The 24,733-nt window shown below is 33.6% G+C and carries 9 protein-coding genes, 6 pseudogenes and 1 riboswitch; all 15 genes and pseudogenes read left to right on the top strand.

Annotated elements, in window-relative coordinates:
• The first annotated feature begins 103 nt into the window (after nt 1-103).
• Nucleotides 104-215, top strand: a riboswitch (SAM riboswitch).
• 67 nt (nt 216-282) lie between these two features.
• Nucleotides 283-1,574, top strand: a pseudogene (locus tag JCM7501_RS00005) (homoserine dehydrogenase).
• 28 nt (nt 1,575-1,602) lie between these two features.
• A pseudogene (locus tag JCM7501_RS00010) lies at nt 1,603-2,885 on the top strand (homocysteine synthase).
• A 19-nt stretch (nt 2,886-2,904) separates the two neighbouring features.
• Nucleotides 2,905-4,004 (top strand): annotated as a pseudogene (gene metX / locus JCM7501_RS15665) (homoserine O-acetyltransferase MetX).
• A gap of 137 nt (nt 4,005-4,141) precedes the next feature.
• Nucleotides 4,142-5,269: a Gfo/Idh/MocA family protein gene (locus tag JCM7501_RS00020; protein WP_028991329.1), complete on the top strand. Its 1,128-nt coding sequence runs from the start codon at nt 4,142-4,144 to the stop codon at nt 5,267-5,269.
• Nucleotides 5,270-5,321: 52 nt separating this feature from the next.
• Nucleotides 5,322-6,701, top strand: a complete 1,380-nt coding sequence (locus tag JCM7501_RS00025) for an RsmB/NOP family class I SAM-dependent RNA methyltransferase (RefSeq protein WP_028991330.1) — start codon at nt 5,322-5,324, stop codon at nt 6,699-6,701.
• Between the two features lie 108 nt (nt 6,702-6,809).
• Nucleotides 6,810-15,469 (top strand): annotated as a pseudogene (locus JCM7501_RS15670) (GH36-type glycosyl hydrolase domain-containing protein).
• A gap of 150 nt (nt 15,470-15,619) precedes the next feature.
• Nucleotides 15,620-16,596, top strand: a pseudogene (locus JCM7501_RS00035) (ABC transporter ATP-binding protein).
• Complete coding sequence (locus JCM7501_RS00040) at nt 16,562-17,269, top strand: ABC transporter permease (RefSeq protein ID WP_012995784.1); 708 nt, start codon at nt 16,562-16,564, stop codon at nt 17,267-17,269. The pseudogene JCM7501_RS00035 and the gene JCM7501_RS00040 overlap by 35 nt, the downstream one beginning before the upstream one ends.
• Nucleotides 17,270-17,281: 12 nt before the next feature.
• Nucleotides 17,282-18,669 (top strand): annotated as a pseudogene (locus tag JCM7501_RS00045) (GldG family protein).
• A complete protein-coding gene (locus tag JCM7501_RS00050; RefSeq protein ID WP_028991334.1) occupies nt 18,666-19,568 on the top strand; it encodes a DUF4340 domain-containing protein in 903 nt (300 codons plus the stop codon). The pseudogene JCM7501_RS00045 and the gene JCM7501_RS00050 overlap by 4 nt, the downstream one beginning before the upstream one ends.
• 727 nt (nt 19,569-20,295) lie before the next feature.
• The gene (locus JCM7501_RS00055; protein ID WP_028991335.1) at nt 20,296-21,315 is read left to right on the top strand and encodes a LacI family DNA-binding transcriptional regulator; all 1,020 of its coding nucleotides are present in this window, start codon (nt 20,296-20,298) and stop codon (nt 21,313-21,315) included.
• A gap of 57 nt (nt 21,316-21,372) precedes the next feature.
• Nucleotides 21,373-21,516 carry a hypothetical protein gene (locus tag JCM7501_RS16355; RefSeq protein WP_256200939.1) on the top strand — a complete coding sequence of 48 codons (144 nt, stop codon included), beginning with the start codon at nt 21,373-21,375 and terminating at the stop codon, nt 21,514-21,516.
• Nucleotides 21,513-22,064, top strand: coding sequence for a sugar phosphate isomerase/epimerase family protein (locus JCM7501_RS00060; RefSeq protein WP_256200940.1), 552 nt, complete (start codon nt 21,513-21,515; stop codon nt 22,062-22,064). Before JCM7501_RS16355 ends, JCM7501_RS00060 begins: the two co-directional genes overlap by 4 nt.
• 151 nt (nt 22,065-22,215) lie before the next feature.
• Nucleotides 22,216-23,391, top strand: coding sequence for a substrate-binding domain-containing protein (locus tag JCM7501_RS00065; protein WP_028991337.1), 1,176 nt, complete (start codon nt 22,216-22,218; stop codon nt 23,389-23,391).
• Between the two features lie 128 nt (nt 23,392-23,519).
• Nucleotides 23,520-24,692: a levoglucosan dehydrogenase gene (locus JCM7501_RS00070; protein WP_028991338.1), complete on the top strand. Its 1,173-nt coding sequence runs from the start codon at nt 23,520-23,522 to the stop codon at nt 24,690-24,692.
• Nucleotides 24,693-24,733: the final 41 nt, after the last annotated feature.

Genomic DNA, 24,733 nt, shown 5'->3' on the forward strand with positions numbered 1-24,733 from the left:
TTGAAAAAATTTAATAAAGAGTACAAAAAAAGTTCTTGACTTTACAGTTTCAAAGTGATAACATAGATTACAACATGCAAAATTGAATATATTACACGCAAACCTCTTATCAAGAGTGGTGGAGGGACTGGCCCGATGAAACCCGGCAACCGGCATTTATATGCGTCTGGTGCCAAATCCTGCAGGTTAGATTATTCTAACCTGAGAGATGAGAGGAGTGGCGGATTATTAGGCCCTCTTCTCATTTCGAAGAGGGCCTAAAAATTTGCTTGGAGGTGTGATATGACAGTAAAAATTGGATTATTGGGACTTGGGACAGTAGGGACAGGAGTATATAAATTGATAACTTCAAGAGGAGGTCATATAAAGGAGAGCACAGCGCTTATCCTGAGATAAAAAAGATACTCGTGAAAAATCTCAATAAGCCCAGGAAAGTGAAGGTGGAAGGACTACTTACTCAAAATGCTGAAGAAATTTTAAAAGACAAAGAGATAAAAATTGTTATTGAAGCAATAGGTGGTATTTATCCGGCTTACGAATATGTTAAAGAGGCTTTGCTTTCAGGAAAACATGTAATTACTGCAAATAAAGAATTAATAGCCCAATATGGAGAAGAATTAAATGAAATAGCAGAAAAAAATAGAGTATTTCTAAAATGTGAGGCAAGTGTAGGTGGAGCTATACCTATATTGCATCAAATTGATAGATTAAAAATCACAGATGAAATAGATTTTGTAGGCGGTATAGTAAATGGCACTACTAATTATATTCTCACCAAAATGACTACTGAAGGTAAAAGTTATGAAGAAGCACTTAAAGAAGCCCAGCAATTAGGATATGCAGAGGCAAACCCCGATTATGATGTAAAAGGTTTTGATGCCCTTTATAAACTTGTTATATTAATGAGGAAAGTGTTCAATATAAATGTGCCAATAAATTCTATACCTAGAAAAGGAATAGACGAAATCACGACTCAAGATTTAAATTACAGCAATAAATGGGGATATAAAATAAAATTGTTTTCCTGGTGCAAAAAAGTCAAAGATGGCATCTTTGCAGGAGTGGAACCAGTTTTAGTCGAAGAAAATAATATTTTGTCAAGGGTAAACGACGTAAATAACGCTATCATACTTAGAGGGGATAGTTTTGGTGAATATGTTTTTGTAGGAAAAGGTGCTGGAGAACTTCCTACAGGGGATGCTGTAGTGGCTGATTTAATTGATATATTGTTAAACTATGATATCAAGGATAATTTGAGGATAAACTTACTTCCAATTCGTCAGGGAAGTTTTACAGATACTTTTTATATAAGGCTTAAACTTTACAAAGAAGATATTATTTTAGGTTTGAAAAAAGTTTTAAAGTTTTTAAAAGAACAAAGGGTATCAATTGTGGAATCTTCCTCTGAAAATGGTACGTTTGCAGCTATTGTGAAGACAAAGAAAAATGTAGAGGAATTAATAGAAAAATTAGAAGAAATAACCGAAATAAAAGCTTTTTTTAAAGTTTTACAAGAGAATATAATAGAAGAATTAAAGTTAAGTGAATTTGAGGATTTTGTTGAAGTAATTTAAAAAATTTTTGTGAAAGGAGTTAAAAAATATGGCTAAAAAATATGGTTTTTCAACTTTAGCAATCCATGAAGGTTGGGAGCCTGATCCAGCTACAGGTGCCGTAGCCCTTCCAATATTTCAAACTTCTTCCTATGCTTTTAAAAGTACTCAACATGCTGCAGACCTTTTTGCCTTAAAAGAAGAAGGATATATATATTCTCGAATGATGAACCTACTGTTGACGTTTTTGAAAAAAGAATGGCTGCATTAGAAGGTGGGGTAGGTGCCCTTGCTGTATCCTCAGGTCAAGCAGCTATAACGCTGGCGGTTACTAATATCGCAGGAGTAGGAGACGAGATTGTATCTTCTACCAATCTTTATGGAGGGACTTATAATCTTTTTGCGACTACTTTGAAAAAGTTTGGTATAAATTTTAAATTTGTAGACCCTAAAAATCCTGAGAACTTTAAAAGTCAAATAACAGATAAGACAAAAGCATTATACGTTGAAACTATTGGAAATCCAAAGATTGACGTGGCTGACATTGAAAAAATAGCAGAAATTGCCCACACTGCAGGAATTCCTCTAATTGTAGATAATACTTTTGCAACTCCTTACCTTGCCCGACCTATCGAGTTTGGAGCTGATATAGTAGTACATTCGGCGACTAAATTTATAGGTGGACATGGGACTTCTATAGGTGGAGTTATAGTAGATTCTGGAAAATTTAATTGGGACAATGGAAAGTTTCCAGAACTTACAGAACCAGATCCAAGTTATCATGGTATAAGGTATGTAAAAGATGTAGGTGAAGCGGCTTATATTGTAAAAGCAAGGGTGCAGCTTTTAAGGGATTTGGGTACTGCTTTGAGTCCCTTTAATGCATTTTTATTCGCACAAGGATTAGAGACTCTATCCCTTAGGATGGAAAGGCACAGTCAAAATGCTTTAAAAGTTGCAGAGTTTTTAGCTTCTCATCCATATGTTTCTTGGGTGAGTTATCCAGGACTTAAATCAAGTCCCTACTATGCTTTAGCACAAAAGTATTTGCCAAGAGGGCAAGGAGGAGTCTTGACTTTTGGCATAAAGGGTGGATTAAAAGCAGGCATTAAGTTTATAGAGAGCTTAAAATTATTTACTCATCTTGCTAATATAGGGGATGCAAAGTCGTTGGTTATACATCCGGCTAGCACAACTCATCAGCAGTTATCAAAAGAAGAACAGTTGGCTTCTGGTGTGACGGAGGATATGATAAGACTTTCGGTAGGGCTAGAAGACATAGAAGATATATTAGAAGACCTTGATAATGCCCTTTATGCATCGCAAAAATAGATAAGAAAGGTTGATGTAAATGATAGTTGAGGAAAAAAAGGTTACACTAAGAGGGAAAAATATATTCACTACAGAAAGTGGATATAGCTTTGATGAGCTTACTATTGCTTATGAAACTTATGGAAAATTAAATAAAGAAAAAAATAACGTAATACTTGTAGAACATGCTTTAAGTGGCAGTGCTCATGCAGCAGGTGTACATCCTGGAAAAAATAACGTGGGTTGGTGGGACCCTTTAATTGGTCCCGGCAAATATATTGATACAAACAAATATTTTGTCATATGTTCTAATTTTCTCGGCAGTTGTTATGGAACTACAGGTCCTTCTTCTATAGACCCCAAAACAGGGAAACCTTACGGCTTGAGGTTTCCGAAGATTAATATAAGAGACATGGTTAGAGTGCAAAAACTTCTTTTAGATTATCTTGGCATAGATCGGATAAAAGTTGTTATTGGAGGGTCTATGGGGGGAATGCAGGCTTTGGAGTGGGCAGTAACATACCCGGATTTAGTGGATAAATCTATTGTTATAGCTGCTGATTATAAGCTTACCCCTCTTAATATTGCGTATAACCATGTAGGTATACAATGCATATTAAATGATCCACATTTTTATGGCGGTGATTACTATGATAAACCACATAAACCTGATAAAGGGTTGAGCACTGCAGGATGTTAGGAATGATAACCTACAAAAGCGGTGATTTATTTGACTATAGATTTGATAGGTTAAGAGATGAAAACAATTTTGAAGTGGAGAATTACCTCAACTATCATGGTTTGTCTTTTATAAACAGGTTTGATGCAAATTCATATTTATATATTTTATGGGCTATGAATGAACATGACATTACGAAGCCCTATGGTTCATTAAAGATGGCACTTAAAAGGATTAAAGCAGAAGTACTCATGATAGGGATAGATACAGATATGATTTTTCCTTCAAAATACATGAAAGACTTTATTAAGAAGCTAAATGCTTCAGGAGGTTATGGTAAATTTGAAGAAGTATCTTCAATGCAAGGGCATGACTCTTTTTTGGTGGATATAGATAAGATTGGACCTATTATTGCAGATTTTATAGAAGAGACATACAATAAAGAAATGGCATGTATATGATGTGCCTCGTGCAAAAGGTGTTCTGCATGAATTTAATTGACGACTCTAATGAGTGATGAAATATCTGGGATTTCTTTTTTATGCTTTTTATCAATGTTATAATTAATAAGTGAATTTTCGAAAAGAGGTGAACTGGAATGTCAAAAAGACAAATAAAACTTGGCTTTATAGGGCTTGGCTTTATTGGCACAATCCATTCTATAGCTTGTTTTTCAATGCCTTTAATATTTAAAAACCTTCCTTTTGAGGTGAAACTTGGACCTGTCTGCAAAAATAACACAGAAGATATACCACATTTTTTTGAAAAAGGTGTAAAAAGTATTGAAGAAATGCTGGAAGAGGGCGACCTTGATGCTGTCGACATATGTACCCCTAATTACCTTCATTATGAACAGGCGATGAAAGTTATAGAAAAAGGTATTCCATTATATCTTGAAAAGCCAATGGGAGTTAACGGCAAAGAAGCCTATGAAATAATGGAAAAGGCAAAAGAAAAAAGGATAATACATCAAACAGCTTTAATGTACAGGTTTATGCCTGCGGTAAACCAAGCAAGAGACATGATAAAAAATGGAGAGATAGGTGAAATTTTAAATTTTAAGGCTTTGATGCTTCACTCGGGTTATATGGACCCTAAGAGGCCTATGTCTTGGAAAATGAAAAAAGCTACTTCTGGTGGTGGCGCCATAGTTGACATGGGTATACACCTTGTGGATGCAGTGAGATTTATGATAGGAGAAATAAAGTCTTTGAGAGCAAATTCCAAGACATATTTTAAAAAAAGGCCTGTATCCAAAGGCTCTGATATTTATGAAGAAGTAGATGTAGATGACTGGACAAGTGTAGAAGTAGAAATGGAAAATGGAGGTTGGGGAAGCATCGAAGCTTCAAGGATATCTCCGGACCTTGAGGAAGAGACTATATTTGAAATATATGGAACAAAAGGGTCAATAAAAATAACCACAAAGCAGCCTCGTTATGCTATATTATATAAAAAGCAAGAAAATGTTCAAATAATTGGCGATTACGATAAAAAAAGCAAATTTAGCGAGTATAGTATGTCAATATATCCTCCAGAAAAGTATTCTCTTGGGTGGATGGTAGATTTACATATGGCAAGCCTTATAAACTTTTTTACAAATGTTGTAGAGGGTAAAATTGTATTTAGTGAGACGCCGACTTTTGACGAGGCCTATAAAGACCAATTAATTTTGGATAAAATATTGTTGTCAGCGGAAAATAATGGGAAAGTTATTAGTATCTAAAAGATTAGTTGCCAGTATATTATTCAATCAATAAGATAGGGGTAGTAATAAGATGAAAATTATAGTAAAAGAAGAGTTTTTGAAGAGAATGGAGCAATTACTTAAAGAAGAGTATGAGGATTTTTTAAAGGAATACGACAAAAAACCTCAAAAAGGTTTAAGAGTGAATACATTAAAAATCGGTGTAGAAGAGTTTAAAAAAATTGTTCCTTTTGAGATAACACCTATTCCTTGGTGTCCAACAGGATTTTATTACGACAAAGAGGAAAAGGCAGGCAATAATTTATACCATGTTTTAGGACTTTATTATATTCAAGAACCGACAGCAATGGCAGTTGTGGAGGTATTAGATCCTAAACCAGGGGAAAAGATTCTTGATGTAAGTGCAGCGCCCGGTGGTAAAACTACCCATATAGCCACAAAAATTGGCGATGAAGGGCTTATTGTTGCTAATGAAATAGATAAAAAAAGAATAAAAGCATTAGTAGAAAATGTAGAGAGAATAGGGATAAGAAATATTGTCATAACAAATGAAACTCCTGAAAAGTTGACTACTGCATTTGAAGGATATTTTGACAAAATCTTGGTAGATGCTCCTTGCTCAGGAGAGGGGATGTTCAGAAAAGACCCTACAGCGAGAAAAATTTGGTCATTAAATAATGTGATAAGTTGCTCCATAACACAGAAAAATATACTTAGAAATGTAGCGCCGTTATTGAAGCCGGGAGGCATTTTGGTTTATTCTACCTGCACTTTTTCGCCAGAAGAAAACGAAGGAGTTATAAAAAAATTTTTAGAAGAATATCCAGAGTTTAAAGTTGAAAAAAGTGAAATGAGTAAATTTTTTGACAGAGGTTATCCAGAATGGGTGGAAGGACCTGAAGATTTGAAAAAATGTATGAGATTGTGGCCCCACAAAGTAAGAGGAGAAGGACATTTTATAGCAAAATTGAGAAAAAAAGAGGGAGAAGCAAATTCTAAATTCAAAGGGAGGAAGGGTAAAAAAAAGCAAAAAGAATTACAACTGTTTTACGATTTTGCTGATAGATATCTTAGTTTAGACTTAGGTAATTTAAATATTGAAGTGCATAATGGTTTTGTTTACCATGTACCACAAGGCTTACCGGATTTGAGTAATATAAGAGTTTACAGATACGGTTGGCAGTTGGGAGAGCTTAAGAAAAACAGGTTTGAGCCTTCTCACTGGTTGGCAATGGGGATTAAAACTTTCCAAGCTAAAAGACTTTTGGAACTTGAAAGAGAACAAAGGGAAAAATATTTAAAAGGAGAAACTTTTGAATTGAGCTTAAAAGACGGATGGATTCTTTTTACTATAGAAGGATTTCCAGCAGGATGGGGAAAGGTTGCAAAAGGAATAGTTAAAAATTACTATCCTAAGTGGCTCAGAGACATAGAAGTATGGGAAGAATAGTTGTGTGTGCTCGCATATGCGAGCTTTTATTTTTTTTGCTTTAAAATCGCAATTTGGGGGAATAATATTTTTAGCATGAAATTGCAGTGGAGAAGGAGTTGACAGACTGTGTGGTACATAGTAGCTTTAGTTTTGCTTTTAATAGCAACTTCAATAGTACATATTTCAAAAAATCAGAGATTAAATAGAGAAGACTCGATGAGGGATTTTGATGATATTATTCTAAATTCAGAAGAAATGGAAAAACATGCAGCCGAAATAGCGCAGAATCACAACATAATGAAGAGAACTAAATTATCTTATTTGTTAATTCCGCGGATGAATAAAAACTACAACTACATAAAAAATGTTTATAGAAATTTGAACAGCATCTTAAAGGAAGAGGATGTCTATATTTCTCAAGAAGAGGAATGGCTGTTAGACAACTTTTATATAATCGAAGAGCAAGTCAAAGAAATAAGAAAAAGTTTGTCAAAAAGTTATTATTCCGGACTTCCAGGGATTAAAAATGGTTTATTCAAAGGCTACCCAAGAATATATGCTATAGCCTTTGAGCTAGTTCTTCACACTGATGGGAAAATTGATGAAAAAGCCATAATTAATTTTATAAAGGCTTATCAGACAAAGGCTTTGCTTTCCAGCTCTGAGCTGTGGGCTTTAAGCCTTATGATACGCATTGCTTTGGTGGAGAAAATAAAAAAGATTTGCGAGAAAATTGTAGAAACTCGCAGCCAAAGAGAAAAAGCAGAGAAAATACTTACATTGCTTTTACAAAAAGAAATGAAATATGAAGAAGTGAAAAAGCTCATAAGGGAAAACATCAACGTTGCGGATAAATTTCCTCTTCAGTTTATTGAGCATTTGGTAAGTAGACTTAGAAAAGAAGGGAATAGTTCTGCTAATATTATACAGTCTATAGAGAAGATTTTGATGGAATATGACACTAGCATCAGTGATGTAGCAGAAAAGGCTCATCAAATACAGGTCAAAAGACAGATTTCTATAGGCAATGCTATTACCAGTTTAAAAACTGTTTCATCACTGGATTGGGCACAAATTTTTGAAAGTTTGAGTTCTGTAGAACAAGTGTTAAGGCAAGACCCAGATGGTACGTATCCTAAGATGGATTTTGAATCAAGAGATTATTACAGGCATGAAATAGAAAAGATAGCCAAATATTATAATACTTCAGAAACATATGTTGCTAAAAAGGCTATTGAATGTGCAAAAGAAGTGGCAGAACAAGAGGGAGAACTAGGGTATATAAACCATGTAGGATTTTACCTTGTAGGAAAAGGAAGAAGTATTCTTGAAAATAAGCTGAGTAATAAATCAAAAAGGACAATAAGCTGGATAGAAATTGCCAAAAAATCTCCCGAAACTTTGTATCTAAGTTTAATTTTAACTTTTATATTATTAGGAGAATTTTTGGTATTGAAATATATAGCAAATTTTTTCAACAGGTGGGACATGCTATTCATCTCCGCTCTAATTCTTCTAGTGCCTTTTAGTGAAATATCAATTCAATTAGTAAATTGGATTTTAATGCATATTTTTAGGCCAGTGATATTACCAAAAATCGAGTTGAAAGAAGGTATTCCTGAAGATGCTAAGACAATGATAGTGATTTCTTCTCTTTTGCCAGATGAAAAAAGGACAAAAGAGTTGATTGATAATCTTGAGGTGTATTATCATGCAAACCGAGAAAAAAATTTATATTTTGGTCTATTAGGAGATTTCAAAGATGCTCCTTTTGAAGTTGTGCCAGAGGATGAAAAAATTGTAAAATGCGCTTTGCAAGAAATTGAAAAATTAAATGACAAATATTCTAAAAACGGCGAAAAAATATTTTACTATTTTCATAGGAAAAGGCAATACAATAAAATGCAAAAAGCTTGGATGGGCTGGGAAAGAAAAAGAGGAGCTCTTGTCGAATTTAACGAGCTTTTAAGAGGGAAAAAAGACACGAGTTTTTATGTAGTTAATGAAGATGTTTCTAAACTGAATATAAAATACGTAATAACTTTAGATGCAGATACTAATTTACCTATTGATACTGCTAAAAAATTGGTAGGTACTATGCTACACCCATTAAACAAAGCAGTAATTGATAAAGATTATGGTCTAGTAGTAGAAGGATATGGATTGTTGCAGCCAAGGATAAGTATTGATGTAGAAAGTGCAAATGCAACTTTATTTTCTCGAATTTTTGGAGGAGAGGGTGGTATAGATCCATATACTACAGCAGTATCAGATGTTTATCAGGATTTGTTCGGAGAAGGTATATATGCAGGAAAGGGAATATATGATGTTGATGTTTTTAGAGAACTTTTAACAGATACTATACCGGATAATTCTATTTTAAGTCACGACCTTTTAGAAGGGTCCTTTGTGAGGACAGGTCTTGTCAGTGATATAGAATTGATTGATGCATACCCTGCTAAATATAATTCTTATATTATGAGACTACACAGATGGGTTAGAGGTGATTGGCAGTTATTGCCTTATTTGAAATCCAAAATAAAAAATAGAAAAGGAGAAATTATAAAAAATCCCCTTTCTTTAATTACTAAATGGAAAATTATGGATAACATGAGAAGAAGTGTTGTTTCAGTCACATTAATGTTAATGATATTTTTGGGGTTTAGTATTTTACCTGGAAGTAGTTTTTTATGGTTAGGGCTTGTAGCTTTAACTATTTTCTTCCCACTTCTGCCTGCTTTAGTTGACACTAGTTTTAAAGGCCAGTTTAGACACTATTGGGAAAAAAGACATAAAGCCATGATAACTAGAATAGAAGCCGCTTTTTATCAATCTTTACTTAATTTTGTGTTTTTGCCATATCAAGCATATATGATGGCAGATGCAATAGTTAGGACACTGACGAGACTTTATATAACTAGAAAAAATTTATTAGAATGGGTTACAGCTGCTGATATGGAGAAACGACTTACAAATGACTTTGTAAGTTTTATCAAAAGAATGTGGATAGTTTTAGTAGAGGGATTAGTATTAATTGGGTTATCTATGTATTTTAAGCCCCAAGATTTAATTGGAGCTATAGCGCTTTTTTTCCTTTGGGCTATTTCTCCATATATTGCTTTTTATATAAGCCAGCCAATAATTTCAAAAGAAAAAACTGTATCACAAGAGGAAATGGAGGAATTGCGCTTAGTTGCGAGAAAAACCTGGAGATATTTTGAAGACTTTGTGACTGAGGGCCAGAATTATCTTCCACCAGATAATTTTCAAGAAGACCCCCCTAATGGAGTTGCGGAGAGAACATCACCTACAAATATAGGACTTTACTTGGTTTCAGTAATTGGTGCAAGAGACTTAGGTTATATAACCACAACTGAGATGGTAGAAAGAATCAAAAAAACCCTTGATACAATTGAAAAAATGGAAAAATGGAATGGACATTTGTATAACTGGTACAATACAAAGACTTTAGAGCCTTTAAGGCCTATTATGTGTCTACGGTCGATAGTGGAAATTTAGTAGGTTATTTGATTACAGTAAAGGAAGCTATAGGTGAATTTTTAAATAAACCTCTTATAGATATTGAATTGGCAAAAGGCTTAAAAGATACTATCAAAATGTTGAATGTAAAAGGAATTACAGAAGATATTTTTACAACCATTTTAAGTAAAACGACTTTAGTGCCTCTGAGTGGGAGGCATTCTTAAATAAAATTAGAGAGAAACTTTTAAGTTCACAAGATGATTTGGAAAATATTAAAAGATTAAAAAACATAATTATAGCTTTAAAAGGGGAAATGAAAGAATTCTTAGTATGGACAGAATTTGATGAAAGTGAGAAAGAGCAAGAGATTTTTAAAAGATATAAGGAGGTTTTTGAAGAACATTCATCTCCAAAAGAATTGGAAAAAGTCTATAAAAACTATTTATTAGAAATAGAAGAAGTTTTTAAAAAAGCTACAGAAGAGGAGAAAGCTTTGTTAAAAAGTCAAAAAGATAAAGTTGCCCAGGCTCTGGAGAAAATTAAAAAGTTGGAGGCAGAGATTGAAAATATAAAGAGTACAATTGAAAATTTGGTAGAAAAAACAGAGTTCAGGCATTTGTATGACGAAAAAAGACAATTATTCTCAATAGGGTACAATGTTGAAGAGGAAAAACTTACAAAGTCTTATTATGACTTGTTGGCTTCAGAAGCAAGGCAAGCGAGTTTTATTGCTATTGCAAAAAAAGAAGTTGATAAAAAACATTGGTTTAAATTGGGCCGGATGCTTGCCATTGAAAATCGTTATAAAGGCTTGGTGTCTTGGTCTGGAACGATGTTTGAGTATTTTATGCCTCTTTTAGTAATGAGAAATTACCAAAATACTTTATTGGATGAAACTTATGCCTTTGCTGTAAGAGTGCAAAAAAATTATGCTAAAGAATTAGGAATTCCGTGGGGCATATCAGAGTCGGGATTTTACGCTTTTGACATGAATTTAAATTATCAGTACAAAGCTTTTGGAGTCCCTAGTTTAGGTCTTAAAAGAGGATTATCTCACGACAAAGTAGTAGCTCCTTATGGGTCTTTGCTGGCTATTGGAGTAGATGTAGAAGGGGTGTTACAAAATATAAGGTTCTTTAAAAAAGAAGGAGCTGAAGGGAAGTACGGTTTTTATGAAGCGATAGACTATACACCAGAAAGAGTTCCTTTTGGCAAAAAAAGTGCGATAGTTAAAAGCTTTATGGCCCATCACCAAGGTATGGTATTTGTGGCTTTGGACAATTTTATAAATAACAATGTAATGCAAAAAAGATTTCACAAAGACCCAAGGATAAAAGCTGCTCAAATATTGTTGCAAGAAAAAATGCCAATGTATTTAGATATAACGAGAGAAGAAAGAGAAGGAGCAAGAAAAATTCAAAAAGTTCGCAAAGAAGATGGGGACTTTGTAAGGATTTTGGGAGAATCAAAAACTTGGTTGCCAGAAGTTCATATTTTATCAAGTGGAAGATACTTTGTGATGCTTACAGAAAAGGGAACGGGATACAGTAAAAATAACAGAGGTATTTTCTTGACAAGATGGAGGAAAGACTTGGCGCAAGATTTTGGTACTTTCATATTTGTTCAAAATATAAACTCTAATACTGTATGGTCAGTCACTTACGCTCCCTTTTACGAAAAAGGTCAAAATTACAGGGTTGTTTTTTCTGCTGATAAAGCAGAGTACTTTAAAAGAGTTGGAAATATAGATACCCACCTAGAAATAGTTATTTCGCCAGAAGATGATGTGGAGATAAGGCGACTTACTTTAAAAAATCACAGCAAACATCCGAGAATATTAGAAGTTACAAGTTTTGGAGAAATAAGCTTGATAGATTTGCCAACGGATGTGGCACACCCTGCTTTTAATAAACTTTTTGTAAAAACAGAATTTTTAAAGGAAGAAGATGCAATTTTAGTCTACAGAAAGCCGAGAGAACAAGGGAAAAATAAACTATGGGCTGTGCATAAGGTAGCAGTTTTAAGTGGAGAAATTGTGGGAGATACTCAGTTTGAGACTGATAGAGCAAAATTTATAGGAAGAGGAAGAAGCTTGAAAAATCCAATTGCTTTAGAAGTCGATCAACCCCTTTCCAATACAGAAGGAGCAGTCCTCGACCCTATTGTAAGTTTAAGGAAAAGGCTAAAAGTAATGCCAGGAGAGATAGCAAAAGTAGTATACATTTCTGCAATAACTGAAACTAAGGAGGAAGCCGTAAAAATTGCTGCAAAATATAAAGAGGAAAATGTAGTAGAAAGAGCTTTTGAAATGTCGTGGACAAGAAGTAGAGTAGAATTAGATTATCTTAATTTAAAACCTAGAGAATTAGGTCTATTGCAGAGGATGTTGGCTCACATTTTATTTGTGAGTCCTCAGCGTAAATTAAGAGAAGAGATGATTTTGAAAAATGGAAAGGGTCAATCCGGATTGTGGGCATATGGAATTTCAGGAGATTTGCCAATTGTGTTAGTAGAGATAGAAAAGATGGAAGAACTAGAGATGGTAAAATGGTTTTTAAAGGCTTATGAATATTGGAAAATGAAAGGTGTGAATATTGACCTTGTTATATTAAATAAAGATAAAAGCGGTTATCTCCAGCCTTTACAAGACAAGATAAAAGAGTTAATTAATACTACTTTTTCCTATGACATCTTTGGAAAATATGGAGGAGTTTATTTATTACAGCAAAATAATTTAAAAGAAGAGGATATATATTTATTAAATACTGTTGCAGCCCTCAAGTTTGATGGGGAAAATGAATCTCTTTACGACCAGATAATGATTAAAGAGACAAAAAACACACCCAAACTTAAAAATTGGGTCAAAAAAAGTACAAAATTTTGAGGAAGTCAAAATGGAAGAATTACCATTAGATTATTACAATGGTTTTGGAGGGTTTAGCTTTGATGGCAAAGAGTATGTGATAAAATGGGAAGGCAAAAGTACTCCTGCTCCTTGGATAAACGTGATTTCTAACCCTTCTTTTGGTTTTCAGGTGTCAGAGGTAGGAGCAGGGTATACTTGGGCAGAAAACAGTAGGGAATACAAATTGACCCCATGGTACAATGACCCTGTTTTAGACCCTCATGGTGAGGTAATTTATTTAATAGATGAAAAAACAGGGGACAAATGGTCAATTACTCCTTTACCTGCTGGCAAATCAAAAGTTCAATATATAAAGCATGGCTTTGGGTATACTTCATTTGAAACAATATCTTATGGTTTAAGCCAACAGTTAAATATGTTTGTAGCAAAGGAAGATTCGATAAAAATAAATTTAGTTACTATTAAAAATTTGGGAGATGAAGACAGGAAACTGACAATATCTTATTACATAAGGCCGGTTTTAGGAGTGACAGATGAAGTTACTTCACCGTATCTGTTTACAAAATACGATGAAAAAATAGGGGCATTAATGATTAAAAATTTGTACAATGAAGATTTTGCTAATAGATTAGCATTTTTGTCAGCTTCGGAAAAGATAAATTCATTTACAGGCGACAGGTCAGAGTTTATAGGAGTTGCTTCAAGTTTAACTTCACCTCAAGCATTGGAATATGAGACTTTCTCAAATTCTACAGGAATATCATTAGACCCTGTGCTGCAATACAATTTCATGTAGAAGTAAAAGCTAATGAGGAAAAACAATTTGCAATCTTGTTAGGGCATGGAAAAAACGAAGAAGAAGTAGCGAGGTTGATTTCAAAATATACAAATGTTGAAAATTGTAAAAATGAATTGCAAAGAGTGAAAGAATTTTGGCAATACCTTTTAGGGAGAATACAGGTTAAAACTCCTGACAGGTCGATGGATTTGCTTGTAAACGGATGGCTGCCTTATCAAACAATTTCATGTAGATTGTGGGCAAGGTCGGCTTTTTATCAATCGGGAGGAGCTTATGGCTTTAGAGACCAATTGCAGGATGCTATGAATATGATATATTTAGAACCAGAATTTACAAAAAATCAAATAATCAGTGCTTGTCAACACCAATTTATTGAAGGGGATGTACAACATTGGTGGCATCCAGTTTTAAACAAAGGAATAAGAACAAGATTTTCTGATGACTTATTGTGGCTTCCCTATGTTACAGCTGACTATATAGAAAAGACGGGAGATTGGTCTATACTGGATATAGAAGTAAATTACTTAGAAGACTTACCATTGAAGGAGGAAGAAGAGGAAAGATATTCCACACCTCGCATATCTGAAACAAAAGGTACGGTGTATGAGCACTGCCTAAAAGCTATAGACTATTCATTAAAATTTGGAGAACATGGTTTGCCTTTGATGGGGACTGGCGACTGGAATGACGGAATGAATAAGGTAGGAAACAAAGGGAAAGGGGAAAGTGTATGGCTTGGCTGGTTTTTGTACACTATTCTTCAGAAGTTTTCGCCCATATGTCAAACTAAAAGGGATGAAGAACATTCAAAAAAGTATCAGGAAGTAGCTGACAAATTAATAAAAGCTATAGAAGAAAATGCATGGGACGGAAGTTGGTACAGAAGGGCTTACTTTGACGATGGGACACCTTTAGGATCTGTAGACAATTCAGAATGTAAAATTGATTCCATATCTCAATCTTGGTCTGTTATATCTAAAGCGGGAAAAGAAGTAAGAGCAAAAGAGGCAATGAAGGCAGTTATAAATTATTTGGTCAATGAAGAAGAAGGGATAATAAAGCTTTTAGCGCCTCCCTTTGACAGTGGCGAATTAAATCCAGGTTATATAAAAGGATATGTCCCAGGAGTTAGAGAAAATGGTGGTCAATATACTCATGCGGCAGCATGGGTTATACTAGCTTTTGCGGAGCTTGGAGAAGGAGATAAAGCATGGCAACTTTACAACATGATAAATCCTATAAATCACGCCAGAACCCCTATTGAGTGTATGAAGTACAAAGTAGAGCCTATGTTATGGCGGCAGATGTGTATGCAGTAGAACCTCATGTGGGAAGAGGAGGTTGGACGTGGTATACAGGTGCAGCAGGTTGGATGTACAGAATAGCAATTGAGAACCTCTTGGGTTTGAAAAAATACGGAGAAAAACTTATAATAGACCCTTGTATACCCCAAAATTGGATAAATATGTGATAGAATATAACTATAAAAATATCAAATATTTAATAGAGGTAAGAAATCCTAATGGTGTTAACAAAGGCGTAAAAGAAGTATATATAGATGGGGAGCTTGTTACAGATAAGACTATTGATTTAACAAAGAAGGGAAATAGTCATCAGGTTTTAGTGGTAATGGGATAATAAGAAGCTATGACGACTTTTGTCATAGTTTCTTATTATCATTTTGCTTTAAGTTACAATCTTAACTAATACTTAACAATTTGTACACAAATTTTTAATAATTTTGTGATATAATTTCCACACTATGTAAAATGGAGGGTTGAGACGACCATGATGATAGAGCTAAAAAACGTTACAAAGGTTTATGGCACTCGTAAAGCAGTAGATAATATAAGTTTTTCAGTAGATAAAGGAGAAATAGTTGGTTTTTTGGGGCCCAATGGCGCTGGTAAAACTACTACTATGAAAATGATAACAGGATATATGCCTCCTACCAGTGGCACTATAAAAATTGCAGGATATGATATTGTGGAACAACCGATAGAGGCAAAGAAACATATTGGTTATTTACCAGAGGTACCTCCTTTGTATTTAGATATGACCGTAGAAGCATATCTCCATTTTGTGGGAGGTATAAAAGGTATTCCTACTAAAAAGATAAGAGAAGATGTTGAACGAATTATACATGAAGTTGGTTTGACTGATGTGAGAAAAAGACTTATAAAAAACTTGTCTAAAGGTTATAAACAAAGGGTTGGACTTGCACAAGCAATAATAGGAGACCCTAATGTTTGATATTAGATGAGCCGACAGTAGGTCTTGACCCTAAGCAAATTAAAGAAATAAGAGATATTATAAAAGAGTTAGGAAAAAAGCATACAATAATTTTAAGCACTCATATATTGCCAGAAGTTAGTATGGTGTGTGACAGAGTTATTATAATAAATAAGGGGAAAATTGTTGCAATAGATAAGACAGAGAATTTATCAGCTACATTGAAAAATTCAAGGAGATATTTTATAAAAGTGGAAGGGCCTTATGAAGAAGTGGTAAGCAGTGTAAAAGAGATTGAAGGAGTAACTAATGTAGAAGCAGAAGTTGATGCAGATAATACGATAAAGCTGACAGTGGAATCTTCTGCTGATAAAGATGTTCGAAAAGATATGTTTTTTGCTTTTGCCAAAAAAGGCTTCCCAATATTAGAACTTAAAGTACTAAATTATAGTCTTGAAGAAATATTCTTAGAACTTACAACAGAGGAGGAAAGTTACGATGAAAATGTGGGAAATACTAAAGAGGGAGCTTAAAAGCTATTTCTTCTCGCCCCTTGCCTATGTGCTGCTAGGATTTTATCTTTTGATATCTGGATACTTTTTTTCAACCTACGTATTATCTACTCATTATGCTATATTAACTCCAATCTTAGGTAGTATGGTCACTGTTTTTATGTTTATAAGTCCTATTTTGACAATGAGGCTTATCTCGGAAGATATGAAGACAGGAACAGATCAACTTTTACTCACGTCACCCGTTACAGTTACTGATATTGTTATTGGCAAGTTTTTTTCCGCAATATTTGTATATTTAGTAGCACTTATAATAACTTTTTTATACCCCATTTATCTTAAATTGTATTCTTCACCAGATATGGGCTCTATCATAGCAGGCTATATTGGAGTATTTCTAATAGGAGCGACTTTTATATCAATAGGTCTTTTTGCTTCCTCTCTTACAGAAAATCAAATGATAGCTGGAGTAATTGGATTTGCTTTAATTCTTGTGCTTTGGTTGATTAGTTGGCTAGGAGAGGTGTTTAGTGGAAAAGCAAAAACTATTTTTCAGAATCTGTCTTTCTTTGACAGGCTAAATAATTTTCTAAATGGATTAGTGAATTTAAGTGATGTAGTCTTTTTCATGAGTGTAATTATATTCTTTATTTTCTTGACAATCCGTGTTGTAGATAAAAGACGTTGGAGTTAGGGGGATTAAAGAATGAATAGAACAAAGCTAAAATATGGAACTAATGCTTTTATAATGACCGCACTTTTGTTAGCTGTTTTGATATTAGCAAATGTTATTGTAGCTCAAAAACCTATAAAGTGGGACCTGACAAAAAATAGGCAATATACCCTTTCTGACCAAACAAAACAAGTTTTAAAAAGTCTCAAAACAGATGTTACAGTTTATGCCTTTTTCCAAGATGGTACTACTTCAAAAGATATGGTAAAAAGCTTGTTAGACCAATACAGAAATGTTTCAAAGAGAATAATTGTTCATTTTGTAGATCCAGACAAAGAGCCGGCAATTGCTCAAAGATATGGAATTACGGATTATGACACAGTGCTTTTTATTGCAGGAAATGGTGCTAATGAAAAAAGACAGATAGTAAATTCTTATGATATTTTTGGTTTTGGGAGTCAACCTAATACTGCTACTTTTAACGGGGAACAACAATTTACTCAGGCTATAATTAATATTACTCAACCTAAAAAATTAAATGCCTATATTCTTCAAGGTCATGATGAATTAAACAGCGCTGACTATTTGGCGACTTTTAAAAACGCTTTGAGAGGAGAAGGATATAATGTAGAAGATTTAAATATAGGACAGGCAGGAGGAATACCGAAAGATACAGACTTATTAATTATTGCTAACCCAAGAAGAGAGTTTACTGACAAGGAAATGGCTGCTTTAAAAGAATACTTCGACAAAGGCGGAAAAGCGATCATTGCAATGGGAGCAGAATACGGGCCTTTAACTCAAAAATCTGTAAATGAGCTTTTATCTACTTGGGGTGTAAAATTTGACAATGACGTTGTAGTAGATCCAGGAAGGAATTATTTTATGGACCCGCTTTCTCCAGTTCCTCAGTACAAATTTCATACTATAACTAATAAATTGGATTTATCAAACTTGTACATTGTAATGCCAATGTCAAGAAGTATTTCTTATCCTGATAAACCAACAGAAAATATAACTATAGAGCAATTGCTTTCAACTAGTGATAAAGCTTGGGGTAAAACCGATTTTAACTCAAAGATGCTAACTTTCAAAAAGGTGATATCAAAGGTCCTCTAAGCTTAGGCTTAGCTATATCCGATTCAAAGACAGGGATGAAGATTGTAGCTATTGGAAGTAGCATGATGTTTACTGATAAAATAATTACATTGGAAGCTAATAGAGACTTTTTAATGAACAGTGCCAACTGGCTAGCAAATAAAACCACACAGATTTCTATACGTCCCAAATCCATTGAGTTTAATCAGATTTTCCTAACCGGCAAACAAGCTGCTATACTCTTTTATACCACAGTTGTAATTATTCCGCTGGTGATGTGGATAATTGGAGGATACATGTGGTATAGGAGGAAAACATTATGAGGGTTTTTAAAACCACTATTGTTTTGCTGGCAATATTCGCTGTTCTTTTTGGCTATTATTTTTATGAAAGTAAGAACAATAAACCTGTTAAAGAGGACAACAAAATTTTTACCTTCAAAAATAACGATGTAAATTCTTTAAAAATAGAACAAGAAGGGAAAACTTTAATTGATTTTAAAAAAGAAGGCGATACATGGTTTATAAAAGAACCTATTGATTACAAAGCAGACAGCATTTATGTTGATGAATTATTAGACAGCTTGACTTCTCTCACTTTTGATAGAACATTAGAAGGTGATTTATCCACTTATGGTCTTAACAAACCTTCTTATGCTATAAAAGTATCTTTGAAAAATGGAAAAAGCTATTCACTTTTTATAGGAAATAAATCTCCTGTAAAAGAAAATTACCAAGAGGGTTATTATGTAAAAACTGATGGAGATAAAATTTACAGAGTCAATGCTTCTTCTTTAGAAAATTTCTTTCTAACAGATGATTACGTATATAAATATATGGAAAAATTTGTAGTGTCTATTCCAAAGAATGAAATAACTAAATTAGTTTTCTACCAAGATGGAAAAGAGTATCAAATACAAAAAAGTGAAAAAGATAACTGGCAAATTGATGGGAAAGCTGTTAAAGCTGATGATGTAGACAATCTCTTAGACGGAATAGTATTACTTCAGATTTGTGGATTAGATGAAGGAAAAAATATTTCACAGGGAGAAACACCTTTTGCTTTTGATGTGTATGGCAAGGACAAAGTAGAAAAAATAAGTTTTACTAAAAGAGATACAGAAAATAAATATGTGCTTGTTAATGGACATTGCATAGGACAATATGTAACTTTGAAAGACATAAAAAATCTGCAAGATACTCTTGATAAACTTATTAAATGAAGTATAGAAAGGCAGAAACTTACAGTTTCTGCCTTAAATTTATACTAAGCTTTTAAATGCAAAGTGCGTTGTAGGAGTATTTAATGTAATTTTTACTGCGAACAGTAAGTAGTTTGAATATGTTGAGCTTCATAGAAGAGTTTAAGGCATAAAAAGGTTTTTGGGGAGTTTAAAAATTTTTATAAATTTTTTTCTCTGTAAAAGAAGGAATTTTAAAAAAGATGTCGAATATATAATATAAAAAGATAGTTACCGATTACATAAGTTATTAAAAATATCTTGAAAATATCGCATTTATCGTATATGTAACAGGTTTCGAAAATAAACATAAAAAAATAAGTTTGAAGGGTAAGTTGTGATTTTTAAGAAAAATAGTGGCTGGTAGAAAGAGAAAAAATTTTTTAAAAATAAGGAGGAATTTTTGAAAAATGTCGAATATATAATTACATAAAGATAGTTACCGATTACATTAAACGACGATAAATATGTAGATTCGCAATTTAACACTAATGTAACAGATTTCATTAACTAAATTTAATAAACAGCTGTAGAAATCCCAAACAATATACAAATTACAAGTTTTAGTATTCAAAAACAAGAAGGAATTTACAAATTTACGTCGAATATTTATATTATACAAATAGTTACCGATTACATATACAATCGGTAAATCATATTAAAATAAGTCTTTGAATCATACGTAATAGATTACAAGGAGTGTGAGTAAATGGCTACAATAAGGGATGTTGCAAAGTTGGCTGGGGTTTCTACAGCTACAGTTTCAAGAGTTTTAAATGAACAAGGAGGTGTGAATAGCGAAACAAAACAAAAAGTTTTGGATGCAATTAAAAAGCTAAATTACAAACCGAACACTATAGCTAAAAATTTTAGACAAAATAAAACTGACACGATTATTGTTGTGATTCCTGATATTACTAACACTTTTTTCTCAAAAATACTTTTGGGTATGCAGGATGTTGCAAATGCGAATGGATACAATGTGCTTTTATGCAATACCAATAATGATGTGGAGAAAGAACTTGAATATATAAGGTTTACAGAAAGAAGAGGAGCAGATGGAATTATCTTTTTAACAGCAAGAGTTAATTATACTAACATTTTGGAATTAACTAAAACTTGTCCAGTAGTTGTAGCTTGCGAATATATAGACAATTTAGACATTCCTACTGTTTCTATCAACAATTTTAAAGCTGCTTATGAAGCTACTGAATATTTAATAAAGCTAGGGCATAAAAAAATTGCTTATATAAATGGTCCTAAAGGTATTGTATTATCCAGAGATAGATTAAGAGGATATAAGGCAGCTCTTGAAAGATATGGAATAGAAATTGATGAAAAACTTATTTTTGAAGGAGACTTTTATTACGAAAGTGGTTATAAACATGCAAAACAAATATTAGAAAACGAAGCAACTGCTGTATTTACTGCATCGGATGATATGGCTGCAGGCTTTATAAGATATTGCATAGATAATAATATTAAAGTACCGGAAGAGGTTTCAGTGGTAGGATTTGATAATATTAAATTAGCTTCTATTATAAAGCCTGAATTAACTACTATAGCTCAGCCAATGTATGAAATTGGGACTACTGCAATGGATATGCTTATCAAATTAATCAAAGGAGAGGAGGTGGAAAAGAGAAACATAGTGTTAGAGCATCAATTGATTGTGAGAGAAAGTTGTATGCCCTATGAAAAAAGTTGTGTGAAAAGTAAAGGATACTGAGTAAAAAGTTTGGAGAAAAACAACAAATATTTCGAATAATTAGAAAGGAGATTTGATATGAAGATAGGTTATATGACCAATGCATGGGGGAGTGTAGTAGGACATCCTGCGGGTGTCACTTCTGTAAAAGATCTTTTTATCTATCTACTGGACCTACAGAAGAAGCAGTTAAGTCAATTTCAAAAGTTGGATATGAAATGATTGAAATTTTTGATGGAAACCTAGCTCAATATGAAAATGATAAGAAAAAGTTTAACGATCTCTTGAAAAGCTTTAATTTGAAACTTTTGGCTGTGTATTCTGGAGCCAATTTTATATTTGATGAAATACTTGAGGACGAATTTTATAAGCTTGAAAAAGCTATGGATTTGGCTGTTGAATTTGGAGCAAAACATTTTGTGGTTGGTGGAGGCGCAATTCGTGCCAATGGTATTACGAATGACGATTATAAAAAACTTGCTGACGGGTTAAATAGACTAGTAGATTTATCGAGCAAATATAATCTTATTGCAAGTTATCATCCTCATTTAGGAACTATTGTTCAAGCTCCTGATCAACTTGACAAACTTATGGAACTTACCAAAATAAACTTGTGTCCTGATACAGGTCATATAGAGGCAGGGGGTGGTAATGCTGTAAAGGTGGTAGAAAAATATAAGGATAGGATAAAGTATATACATTTGAAAGATTATCATGAGGGCAGTTTTTATCCTTTAGGTAAAGGTCATATAGATTTTAAACCATATTAAACACGTTACTAAATTATGGACATGAAGTAGATTTCACTGTTGAAGCTGACGGTTATAATGGGGACCCAGAAGAAGCGGCAATTGAGTCATATAAATACCTGTCTCAGGTATTTAATGAAAATAATAAAAAATAAAAAAGGGGGAAAGGAATATGAAAAGAATAATGGTGGTGCTTTTAATCATAATTTTTATTCTTAGTATAGCTTTAGTAGGATGTGGAAAAAGTTCACAAAGCACATCTAATGACTCTCAAACATCAAATTCATCTACAACGTCAGTAAGTGAATCTTTACAAACACAGGACATGGCTGTTTCTCAAGACCAAGTATTGAGTACTGGTCCGCACGGAGAAAAAGCAACTTTAGCTACAACTTTAAAACTTACGGATGAAGAAATTGCAAAAATTAAAGAAGGCCATTATACTGCTGCTATAGTACTGCATTATGGGGGTAATGACTGGTCTACTGCTCAAGTTAAAGGTTTGAAAGATACCTTTGCTAAATTAGGAATTAAAGTAGTAGCTGTAACTGATGCTAATTTTAAAGCGGAAAAGCAAGTGTCAGATATTGAAACTGTGTTGGCATTAAAACCAAATATAATTGTAAGTATTCCAGTTGATCCTGTTTCTACTGCTCCAGCATACAAAAAAGCTGCTCAACAAGGGGTAAAGTTAGTATTTATGGATAATGTACCAGATGGTTTACAACATGGCAAAGATTATGTAAGCGTTGTTTCTGCAGATAATTATGGAAATGGTGTTATAGCTGCAGACATCATGGCAAAAAATTTAGGATATAAAGGGAAAATTGGAGTAATCTATCATGATGCTAATTTCTTTGTTACAAATCAGAGAGTGGAAGCTTTTGAAAAAACTATTAAAGAAAAGTATCCTGATATCAAAATTGTAGATCGTGGTGGTTTTACTGATCCTAATGCTGTAGGTTCTGTAGCGGACGCCATGTTGACAAAACATCCAGATCTTGATGGTATTTTTGCAGTGTGGGATGTTCCTGCAATGCAAGTAGTAGCATCTGCAAAGGCAGTAGGAAGGAATGATCTTGTGATTACTACCATCGATTTAGGAAATGATGTTGCTAAGATCATTGCAGAAGGAGGACTTGTTAAAGGACTCGGAGCTCAAAGACCATATGATCAAGGTGTGGCTGAAGCAACACTGGCAGCTTATGCGCTTTTAGGAAAGGAAACTCCTCCTTATGTAGCTGTTCCTGCATTAGCAGTCACTAGAGATAACATTCTCGAAGCTTATAAACAGGTATATCATAAAGATCCGCCAGCTTTTTTGGTAAATGCAGTTAAAGGGAAATAAGATGTATTTTGATTGTTAGCTATTCCTTTCTCAATTTAAAACAAAAAAGAGACAAAAAATTAGCTAAATTAATTAAAAATAAAATTAAAAGTTAAAAAATAAAAAAGATTAAAAGGAGTGGTGATGTCATGAAAAAACTTAATGTTGGATTAATTGGTGCAGGTTTTATGGCAAAAGCACATGCTATGGCGTATGCTACTATGCCAATGTTTTTCTGGCCAGCACCTGCTATTCCAGTAAGAAAAGTGATTGCTGATATTACAGAAGAAGGTGCTAAAATTGCAGCTGAGCGATTTGGCTTCGAAAAATATACTTCAGATTGGCGGAAAATTATAGAAGATCCGGAAATAGATATAGTAGATATTGTCACGCCTAATGATACTCATGCTGAAATAGCGATAGCTGCTGCTAAAGCAGGAAAACACATTTTTTGTGAGAAACCAATTGCTCGAACTAGTGAAGAAGCAAAGAAAATGTATGAAGCAGTGACAAATGCGGGTGTAAAAAATATGCTTGCTTTTAATTACAGGAGAACACCTGCTGTTGCACTTGCAAAAAAGTTTATAGAGGAAGGAGCAATAGGGAAAATTTTAAACTTTAGAGGTACTTATCTTCAAGATTGGTCAGCAGATCCTTCTTCACCATTATCTTGGAGATTTCAAAAGTCTATTGCAGGTTTAGGAACATTAGGGGATATTGGAACACATGTAATTGATATGGCAAGATATCTTGTAGGAGAATTTGACGAAGTAGTTTCTATGATGAATACTTATATAACAGAAAGACCTATTCAAGAAGGAATGGTTGATAAGCTTGGGACAGTAAAATTAGAAGGAAGTGTAAAAAAAGGACCTGTTGATGTAGATGATGAAGCATCTTTCATGATAAAATTCAAAAACGGAGCTGTTGGGAGTATAGAAGCTACTAGAAATGGATGGGGTAGAAACAATTTCCTTACATTTGAGATACATGGTGAAAAGGGTTCTATTTTCTTTAATTATGAAAGAAGAGACGAGCTACAAGTGTATTTTGCAGATGATCCAGTAGATAGGAGAGGTTTTAGAACTATATATACGGGTCCTGCTCATCCATATGGTGAAGCTTTATGGCCAATTCCCGCTTTAGGAATCGGATATGGAGAAACGAAGATAATAGAATGTCATGATTTTATAAAATCGATTATTGAAGATGTAGAAGCGTCACCAAGCTTTGAAGATGGTTATAGGATTTCGTTAATATGTGATGCAGTAGTAAGATCAGCTGAAGAGAAGAGATGGGTTAAAGTAGATTTTGGCAAATAAGAATTGTTACAAAATTTGATTTTTCAGTCCCCTTGTTACAA

The sequence above is a fragment of the Thermoanaerobacter thermocopriae JCM 7501 genome, from assembly GCF_001310975.1.
GTDB lineage: Bacteria > Bacillota > Thermoanaerobacteria > Thermoanaerobacterales > Thermoanaerobacteraceae > Thermoanaerobacter > Thermoanaerobacter thermocopriae.

Bases quoted from the DNA above. Each gene is read 5' to 3' on its own strand.
- JCM7501_RS00070 (WP_028991338.1), top strand. From the start codon at position 23,520: ATGAAAAAACTTAATGTTGGATTAATTGGTGCAGGTTTTATGGCAAAA.
- JCM7501_RS00020 (WP_028991329.1), top strand. From the start codon at position 4,142: ATGTCAAAAAGACAAATAAAACTTGGCTTTATAGGGCTTGGCTTTATT.
- JCM7501_RS00065 (WP_028991337.1), top strand. From the start codon at position 22,216: ATGAAAAGAATAATGGTGGTGCTTTTAATCATAATTTTTATTCTTAGT.
- JCM7501_RS00050 (WP_028991334.1), top strand. From the start codon at position 18,666: ATGAGGGTTTTTAAAACCACTATTGTTTTGCTGGCAATATTCGCTGTT.
- JCM7501_RS00025 (WP_028991330.1), top strand. From the start codon at position 5,322: ATGAAAATTATAGTAAAAGAAGAGTTTTTGAAGAGAATGGAGCAATTA.
- JCM7501_RS00040 (WP_012995784.1), top strand. From the start codon at position 16,562: ATGAAAATGTGGGAAATACTAAAGAGGGAGCTTAAAAGCTATTTCTTC.
- JCM7501_RS16355 (WP_256200939.1), top strand. From the start codon at position 21,373: ATGAAGATAGGTTATATGACCAATGCATGGGGGAGTGTAGTAGGACAT.
- JCM7501_RS00060 (WP_256200940.1), top strand. From the start codon at position 21,513: ATGATTGAAATTTTTGATGGAAACCTAGCTCAATATGAAAATGATAAG.
- JCM7501_RS00055 (WP_028991335.1), top strand. From the start codon at position 20,296: ATGGCTACAATAAGGGATGTTGCAAAGTTGGCTGGGGTTTCTACAGCT.